Here is an 8,024-nt window from a genome sequence, read left to right on the forward strand (position 1 = left end):
CCGGGCGAACCGTCACACCCTCATGCCAGTCTCACGCCCGCGCGGGCCAAGAACCCCGACGACGACACAAACGATCATCGCCGTGAAAGATCCGGGTTAGCAGGGCGTCGAGCGGGGCGGACGTGCCGTGCTCGAACTCCCCGCATGGGCCAGCGGTCAGCCTGCGGTCTCCGTCGTGGTACGCAGCGCTTCCTCCTCCCGGCAGCCTCGGCCTGGTCGTCCGCGCCCCGTACGTCGTTCGACCGGCGCGCCGCCCCGGAAATAGCTGGGAACTTCCCGCCCCCGCGCCCGGTCCAATCTGCGACCGCCATTCCGTGTTCGGCGACCAGCCCCTGGATGGACGGTCGAGTTCATGACCTACTCACCCCTTGGGAGCCCGACGTGACGGACCTCGAAGGCTACGACGACCTCGACCTCGACACCTCGGAGGCGCTGCAGGACGTCGAGTTCAACCCGGACGGTACGAACATCACCGACCCGTATCAGGACGCATTGGGGCAGGTGTACGAGAGTCACGACGACTACGTGAACGGCACCGACCCGTATGAGATCACCGAGGTCAGCAGCGACGGCACCGCCGAGGCCTGGCCGGTGTAGCGCCGAGCCACGAGTGAGGAGGGCACCATGACCATCCAGCAGACGAGGCCCGGACCGGCGTGGCTGGACCCGGGAGAGCGGCACATCCGCACGTGGCGGGTCGACACGCTGCAGCAGGTGAGGGAGGGCGGCTTCTTCCTCAAGATCACGGTCTGGGAGCCGAACGGGGTCTGGGACCTGCACCTCACCGACCGCCGGCTGGTGCTGGAGCCAGTCCAGCGGTCGGCGGCCCAGAAGTGGGGCGAACGGGCCGCCATCGCCGCGACCGGGGCGCTGCTCGGCGCGGCAGGCATGTCCGCGCCGGGGGTCACCTCTGCCGCCAGCGCGAGCGCCAAGCGGGCCACCGCGGCGAGCGACCAGGCCGGCGGCACGATCTTCGAAGCGCCGCTGGCCGGGATCACCGGTGTCGACAGGTTCAGCCACGGGAACAGGCAGATGCTTCGGATCACGACGGTCGACATGCCGGACGGGCGGTTCGTGCTGGGTCTGCACGGCGGAATGGGGCCGATGTCCAGGTCGGGCATCGACGAGCTCGGCCAGGCCATCGGCGACGCCTGCCGGGCGCTCTGATCGCCCGCGGAGGCATCATCGGCGGCCAGACTACCCACCCAGGTCTGGCCGCTGTCATCCAGCCGGAGACGCCAGGGAGGGGCGAGATGGGGCTGGGACGGAAGGTGAGGGCGGCCAAGGAGGTCCTGCAGAGCCGGGCCGAGGCTGTCGCTCAGAGCGTGGAGCAGCACATCGACAGCGGCCCGTACCGGGGGCTCAGGCGGGGGATCGAGACCGGCGCGACGGCGGTCCAGAGCCGCGCCCAGCAGGCCACGGACGCGGCGCTGAGGCGGGCGGCGGCGAGCGAGCAGGCCACGGCAATGGGCGCGGCTGTCCGGCGGACAGCCGCGGAGCTGTCGTCGCTGCCGGTCCTGAGCCTGCCGGGCGACACCGCCCGGGCGAAGAACGGGGTGCTGGACATGAGGAGACTGGCGCGCCAGCACCCGGATGACCCGCTGGTGACCGTGCAGCTGGCGGAGTCCCTGCAGCGCTACGAGGCCGACATGAGGACCTACCGGCTCGTGCGGGGAGTCGCTGCCCCGCACACGCTGGCGGTCAGCTACACGGTCAAGGCTGGGTCGACGCTGGGCCGGACCGAGTTGCCCGGGCGGCCCTCCGTCAACACGGCACGACGGGGCGCCCAACTCGCCGCCCGCCGATTGCGGCAGCAGCCCGGTGACCGGACCGCGCTGCACGCCCTCGCCAGGGCCGCGCTGGTCGAGGGCCGACTGCCCGAGGGGCTGAAGTTCGCGGCCGCGGCGGTGAAGGCGGGCGACAGCGGGGAGGCAGAGCTGGTGACGCTGGCCCGCGCCCAGCTGGCGGCGGGCGAGCTGGGCAAGGCGAGGCGGGGTGCCCAGCTGGCGGTGCAGCGAGGCTGCTCGGTCGGGTACGAGGTCTTGGCGCAAGTGGAGCTGAGGGAGCGCCCCGACGCCCCGGTGCGGGAGCAGCTGGCCGCCTACGAGCGGACGCTGGACCGGGTCAGCGAGGGGGACTACCGCGCCTACTACGGGGTGCGGCGGACCGGCGGTAGCTTCGCTCGCAGCCTGCTGGCCGCCCAGGGCGTCAAGACCTGGCAGCTCACGGCGCGCGTCGGCCGGGCCACCGCCGCCGCCGCCGTGGCGGGGGTGAAGGCGGCCGCCCGGCCGAGCAGGGGGTAGAGGGGGACGGTCGGCGACCGGTCGTCACCGGCGTCGGCCTCGGCTACCCCCTGGCCGGCCTGGTGGCCGAGCTCGGCGGGGTGCACGCCGCGTTCTGGGCCGGCGCCGCCGTCAGCCTCGCCGCGCTGCTGGCCTGTGTCGCCGTCCTGCCGCCCTCGACGGCGGAACCGCGCGGACGGCTGGACGTCGTCGGAGCGCTCCTCCTGGGGGCCGGGGTCGCCGGCCTGCTGGTCGCCCTCGGCGAGGTCGAGGCGTGGGGCTGGACCTCGCCGCTGCTGTGGGCGCTGGTCGCCGGCTCGGCGGTCGCGCTGCTGGCCTGGGCGGCCTGGGAACGCCGGACGCCCTGGCCCCTGGTCGACCTGCGGCTGGCGCGGGGACGCCTGGCGCGCACCGCGCACGCGGCGGCCCTGCTGGTGGGCCTGTCGAACTACCTGCTGCTCACGGCGGTGCCCGTGCTCGCCCAGGCCCCGGCGGCGGACGGCGCGGGCTTCGGCACCTCCATCGTCGTCGCGGGGCTGGCGCTGCTGCCGTTCTCGGCGGCCAGCGTGCTGGCCGGACGGCTGGCCCGGCTGCTGGCCGACCGCGCCGGCCGGCACGTCGTCCTCCCGGTGGCGGCAGGCGTGCAGGCCGCGGCGTTCGTGCTGTTCGCCCTCGCCCGCTCGGAGCTCTGGCAGCTCTTCCTGGTCATGGCCGTGGCCGGGCTGGGGGTCGGGGCCTCGTTCGCGGCGTTCCCCGCGCTCGTCGTCGCCGCCGTCCCGCCCTCGGAGACCGGGAGCGCGATGAGCCTCAACCAGGTGCTGCGGTACGTGGGCTTCGCGCTCGGCAGCGCCCTGACCGCCACCGTCCTCGCCGCGGCCACGCCGTCCGGCGGCGCGGCACCGGCCGCCGGCGGCTACACGGTCCTCGCGGTGGTCGGTGGCGCGGTGTGCGCGACGACGGCCGTCGTCGCCTGGTTCGGGCTGCGCGGCGTGGCCTCCCCCGCCCGGCCGGCGGGGGCCGCGGCGGGCAACGGGCAGCTCCCGGCACGGTAGCCGGGCCCGTCAGCCGCGCAGCGCCTCCGCGGCGGCGGCGTCGGCGGGCGGCACCGCCGCGGGGCCGGGAGCACCAGCAGGCCGCCCAGCAGCGGCACGGCGGCCACGGCGCCCGCCGTCGCCGACGGCGTCGGCTCCACGACCAGGTAGGCCGTCAGCAGGAAGGCACCGGCCGGGAACAGCACGGTGGAGACGCGACGCCCGGCACCAGGCTCGACCCGTAGGAACGCCGTAGCGCCCGGGGATCACCCGTGCGGGGGGATCGTGCGGGGGGATCGCGCGGCGCAGCGCACGCGGTGACCGCGCCGCGGGGACGGCGGAGGCGGCGCCCCCGCGACGGGGACGCCGCCTCCCGTGGTGCGGGGTCACCGTCTCCGGTCGCCCCCTGCCGTCGTCAGCCCGCCTCTCTGACCTCCGGAGCCGCGGAGGCGACGAGCTGCCGCAGCTCCTCCAGGTCGAACGCGGAGCCCATGGCGAGGAACCCGGCGCGGTTGGGGTGCAGGTGGTCGCCGGGGCCACCCACCGACGTGTTGGTGTCGTAGATGGGCAGCAGCCGGCTGGGGTCGGCCGGGTCCTCGGTGGCCGCCGCGAAGTCGACCACGGCGTCGAACACCCCGCTGGTGCGGATGAAGTCGTTCACGGCCCGCCGCTGCTCGTCCGTCTCGGCCGTGCCGTAGTTCGCCAGCCCCTCCTCGGCGCCGCCCGAGGGCGTCAGCGTCGCCCCGATGATCGGGATCCCGGCGTCGTGCACCCGGTCGGCGATCTCCTCCATGCCGGCGACGACCTCGGCCGCGGTCGCGCCACCGCCACCGATGTCGTTGATGCCCTCCAGCAGGACGACGGCGCGCAGACCGGGCTGGCTGAGGACGTCCTCGTCGAGCCGGTCGACGGCCGGCGGCCCGTCGCACGGGGTGCAGCCTCCCGCGAGGCGCCCCACCCGGGTGACCATGTTGCCGGCGATGCCCTGGTTCACGACCGAGACGACCTCCTCGTCGTCCTCGGCCAGCAGGCGGCGCTGCAGCACGTCGGGCCAGCGGTCGTTGCCGTTGATGGTGGAGAAGAAGCCGTCGGTGATGGAGTCCCCGAGGGCGACCACCGTCCCGGCGTCCTCCCGCTGGACCTCCAGCCCGGTGAGGAAGAACCAGCTCGTCGTGGAGTGCGGGAACGCCTCGTCGGTGACGTCCCCGGTGTGGTCGCCCGCCCCTGGGTCGGTGACGTACGAGGTGGTGAAGGACGCCGCATGCCAGGTCATCGGCCCGCTGGCCCCCCGGACGTGCAGGCTCACCGCCACGTTCGACCGCTGCGCGTCGGCGTCGCTGAGCTCCATGCGGACCGGGTCGCTGCGCACCTCCTCACCCGGCTGCAGGGTCACCGACGACCGGCCGTCGAAGGTGAGCTGGTGGTCGGTGCCCGGGACGACGGTGGCGCCGCTCTGCTGCAGGGCGGCGGTCGCGCGGCCGAAGGTCACCGGCTGCGTGCCGAACCGGTTGCTCAGCTTCACCCGCCACTCGTCGCCGCCGATGCCCGGGTGCACGACCATGCGCATGGTCTGGTCCTGCGCCTGCTCGTCGGGGAAGGCGTACTCGAGGAGGGGGACCTCGGTGCCGGGCGCCACCTCCCCCAGCGGTCCGGGTTGCCCCACCGGGTAGCCGAGCGGGTAGACGCCCTGTGGCGCGGTGGTCCACGCCGCCACCCACGGCTCCGCGCCGGAGTCCTGGTGCGTCGCCACCGGCGGCGCCTGCTGCGGGGTGACCGCCAGCGCCGGTACGGCCAGGACGACGCAGCCGGCCGCCGTGAGGACGGCTGTCGTCAGGGATCGCACTCTCATGCTGTTCCTCCTCGAACCAGCGACCCCAGTCGGGGTCTGGAGCGTGGCTGGAGGCTAGAGAGGCCATCGGGGATGGTGGCAACGGCGCTCGTCCGACGATGTCGAACGCCGCTGCTCGCACTGCGCGTCGCCGCCGGACCCGCACGGGACTCAGCCGGCGTCGGCCCAGGACGCGACGACCGAGACGTCGAGCGGGAAGTCGACGGGGAAGGCACCGAACAGCAGCCGGCCGGCGGTCGCGGCGGCGCGGTGCACCTCCTCGGCGACCGCGTCGGCGAGGTGCTCGGGCGTGTGGACGACGACCTCGTCGTGCAGGAAGAAGACCAGGTGCGGCCGCTGCTGCAGCGGGCCGGTGCCGCCCAGGCGCCAGAGCCGGTTGCGCAGGTCGGCCAGCCAGCACAGCGCCCACTCGGCGCCGGTGCCCTGGACGACGAAGTTGCGGGTGAACCGCCCCCAGGCCCGGCGGTGCCGGTCGCGCTCCTCCCGGGAGCCGGCCGGCTCGGCCGGCTCGCCCAGCGCCACCGCCCGCTCGGCCCAGGCGCCGGTGGGTCGGGGCGAGCCGCGGCCCAGCAGGGTGTGCACCACCTCCCCGCGCTCGCCGGCCCGGGCGGCCTCCTCCACCAGGCCGATCGCCCGCGGGTAGCGGCGGGCCAGCCGCGGCATGATGCGGCCGCTCTCGCCCCGGGTCGCCCCGTACATCGCGCCGAGGATCGCGACCTTGGCCTGCGCCCGCGTCTCGACCGCCCCGCCGGCCACCATGCCCTCGTACAGGTCGGCGGCCCGGGCGGCCTCGGCCATCGCGTCGTCCCCGCTCATGCCGGCGAGCACGCGCGGCTCGAGCTGGGCGACGTCGGCGACGACGAGCCGCCAGCCGTCGTCGGCGACCGCGGCCGGGCGCACCTGGACCGGCACCGAGAGCGCTCCCCCGCCGTTGGACGCCCACCGCCCGGTCACCACGCCGCCGGGCACGAACCAGGAGCGGAACCGGCCCTCGCGCACCCAGGCCTCCAGCCAGGCCCAGCCGTTGGCGGTGAGCAGCCGGGAGAGCCGCTTGTACTCCAGCAGCGGGCCGACGACGGGGTGGTCGAGCTGCTCCAGCGTCCAGGAGCGGGTGTCCTCCACCGCCAGCCCGGCCGACTGCAGCGCCCGCAGCAGGGCCGCCGGGGAGTCCGGGTTCAGCTCCGGTGCCCGCAGCGCCGCGCGGACCTCCTGGGCCAGTGCCTCCAGCACCGCGGGCCGCTGCCCGTGCGGCGGGCGCGGACCCAGCAGATCGGTGAGCAGGCGCTCGTGCACGTCGGCCCGCCACGGCAGTCCGGCGTGCGTCATCTCCGCCGCCACCAGCGCCCCCGAGGACTCGGCCGCCAGCAGCAGGGCCAGGCGGGCGGGTCCGGCCGACGCGGCGAGCGCGGCCTGCTGGCGCTCGTGCTCCGCGACCGGGTCGAGGCCGTCGGCCGGGTCCGCCAGCGGGAACAGCGCCGGGTCCGTGGCGGTGACCGGCGCCAGCGCGTCCCAGGCCGCGGTCTCCTCGGCAGCGAGCAGGACCTGGTCGACCAGCGGCGAGCGGCGCAGCACCGCGTGGGTGAGCCGCAGGTCGGTGCAGCGCTCGACCCGGACGCCGGCGTCCAGGAGCGCCGGGTACCAGCGGGTGGTGTCGTCCCAGACCCAGCGGACCGGTGTGCGCTCCCGGTCCCGGACGAACTCCGCGAGGTCGCCCGCGGGCAGCCGGGTGACGCCGACCGTCGTCCCGTCGTCGGCCACCTCCCGGGCCGCCACGACGCCCTCGGGACCGCGCACGAGGACGACCCGGTTCACCCCCGCAGTCTCGCCGCCCGGTCCGACAGGTCACGGGCGCGCCGAGGGGGCGTCGGTCACCCCTCGGCGGAGGAGCGGGTCGGCGTCAGGGCACCGAGCCGGCCGGCACGACCCACTCGGTGCGCTGGCCGGTCACCCCGGCGACGAGGTCGAAGTCCCCGTCGTAGTGCAGCACGGTCACCCGGTGCCGCTCGGCCACGGCAGTGATGACGAGGTCGGCCATCCCCACGCCGCGCCACCGGCCGCTGCCGGCCAGGGCCGCCTGCACCTCGAGCGCGCGCTGCCAGTCCTCGTCCTCGGTGGGCAGGTACTCGTAGGCCAGCCGTCGGTCGGCCCGGACGTCCCGGTACTCCCCCGGCGTCCGGGCGCTGTACAGGGCCTCCAGGTCCAAGGCGGCGCAGGTCGCCAGGAGCCCGGCCGACAGCAGCGGCACGACGCGGTCGGCCACCTGCGGGTGGGGCACGCGCGCGGCCGCGCTCGTGTCGAGGAGGTACCGGGCGACTACCGCCATGCCCGGTCGCGGTCCGCGCCGGCGGCGAGGAGGGCCGAGGACCCGTCCAGCAGCCGTTCCACCTCGCGGCGACGGGCGGCGGAGGCGGCCGCCTCACGCAGCGCCCGGCCCACCGTCTCCTTGATCGTCGAGGTCGACAGCGCCACCCGGGCGGCGTCGAGGTCGGCGTCGTCGATCTCCACCAGACGCTTCGTCACGGCAGCCAGTATATGCGCGCACGCCGAGCCGGTATATACGGCCGAGGGGGCTGCTCGGGTGCCCGTCCCGGTGCGCTGGACCGCGCCCGGCGGGACGCCGACGGAGGGCCAGGTGCCCGCGCGCCCGACCACCCGCGCCGGCGACACCCTGACGCTGTGGACGACGTCCGACGGCCGACCGACCGGCGAGCCGATGACCGCGGCACTGGCTCTTATACCCAACCGACGCTGCCGACGACACCCTACGGGTAGAACCGCGTTATCAGCTGAACACTACAGAAGAAAAAACAGCCAAGACACACAGAAAGACACCGGAACAACACCAAAACACACACACACAAA

The 8,024-nt window shown here is 75.2% G+C and carries 8 protein-coding genes; 4 read left to right on the forward strand and 4 right to left on the reverse strand.

Annotated elements, in window-relative coordinates:
* The first annotated feature begins 381 nt into the window (after window positions 1-381).
* The 4 genes from CNO22_RS23715 to CNO22_RS23730 all read left to right on the forward strand — a co-directional run bounded on the left by CNO22_RS23715 (window position 382) and on the right by CNO22_RS23730 (window position 3,334).
* The gene (locus CNO22_RS23715; RefSeq protein ID WP_100501723.1) at window positions 382-597 is read left to right on the forward strand and encodes a hypothetical protein; all 216 of its coding nucleotides are present in this window, start codon (window positions 382-384) and stop codon (window positions 595-597) included.
* Window positions 598-624: 27 nt separating this feature from the next.
* A complete protein-coding gene (locus CNO22_RS23720; RefSeq protein ID WP_100501724.1) occupies window positions 625-1,167 on the forward strand; it encodes a hypothetical protein in 543 nt (180 codons plus the stop codon).
* Between the two features lie 86 nt (window positions 1,168-1,253).
* On the forward strand, window positions 1,254-2,303 hold the full coding sequence (locus CNO22_RS23725) for a hypothetical protein (protein ID WP_100501725.1): 1,050 nt from the start codon (window positions 1,254-1,256) through the stop codon (window positions 2,301-2,303).
* A 62-nt stretch (window positions 2,304-2,365) separates the two neighbouring features.
* A complete protein-coding gene (locus CNO22_RS23730) occupies window positions 2,366-3,334 on the forward strand; it encodes an MFS transporter (protein WP_232807301.1) in 969 nt (322 codons plus the stop codon).
* Between the two features lie 394 nt (window positions 3,335-3,728).
* Here CNO22_RS23730 and CNO22_RS23735 read toward each other — a convergent pair whose 3' ends face one another.
* The 4 genes from CNO22_RS23735 to CNO22_RS23750 all read right to left on the reverse strand — a co-directional run bounded on the left by CNO22_RS23735 (window position 3,729) and on the right by CNO22_RS23750 (window position 7,682).
* Window positions 3,729-5,162 (reverse strand): SGNH/GDSL hydrolase family protein, encoded by a 1,434-nt coding sequence (locus tag CNO22_RS23735; RefSeq protein WP_100501726.1) that lies wholly within the window; start codon window positions 5,160-5,162, stop codon window positions 3,729-3,731.
* Between the two features lie 150 nt (window positions 5,163-5,312).
* The gene (locus tag CNO22_RS23740) at window positions 5,313-6,974 is read right to left on the reverse strand and encodes a bifunctional 3'-5' exonuclease/DNA polymerase (RefSeq protein ID WP_100501727.1); all 1,662 of its coding nucleotides are present in this window, start codon (window positions 6,972-6,974) and stop codon (window positions 5,313-5,315) included.
* Window positions 6,975-7,059: 85 nt separating this feature from the next.
* Window positions 7,060-7,485, reverse strand: coding sequence for a PIN domain nuclease (locus CNO22_RS23745; RefSeq protein ID WP_100501728.1), 426 nt, complete (start codon window positions 7,483-7,485; stop codon window positions 7,060-7,062).
* Complete coding sequence (locus tag CNO22_RS23750; RefSeq protein WP_100501729.1) at window positions 7,476-7,682, reverse strand: DUF2191 domain-containing protein; 207 nt, start codon at window positions 7,680-7,682, stop codon at window positions 7,476-7,478. The genes CNO22_RS23745 and CNO22_RS23750 overlap by 10 nt, the downstream gene beginning before the upstream one ends.
* Window positions 7,683-8,024: the final 342 nt, after the last annotated feature.

Source organism: Geodermatophilus chilensis (assembly GCF_002802985.1).
Taxonomy (GTDB): Bacteria; Actinomycetota; Actinomycetes; order Mycobacteriales; family Geodermatophilaceae; genus Geodermatophilus; species Geodermatophilus chilensis.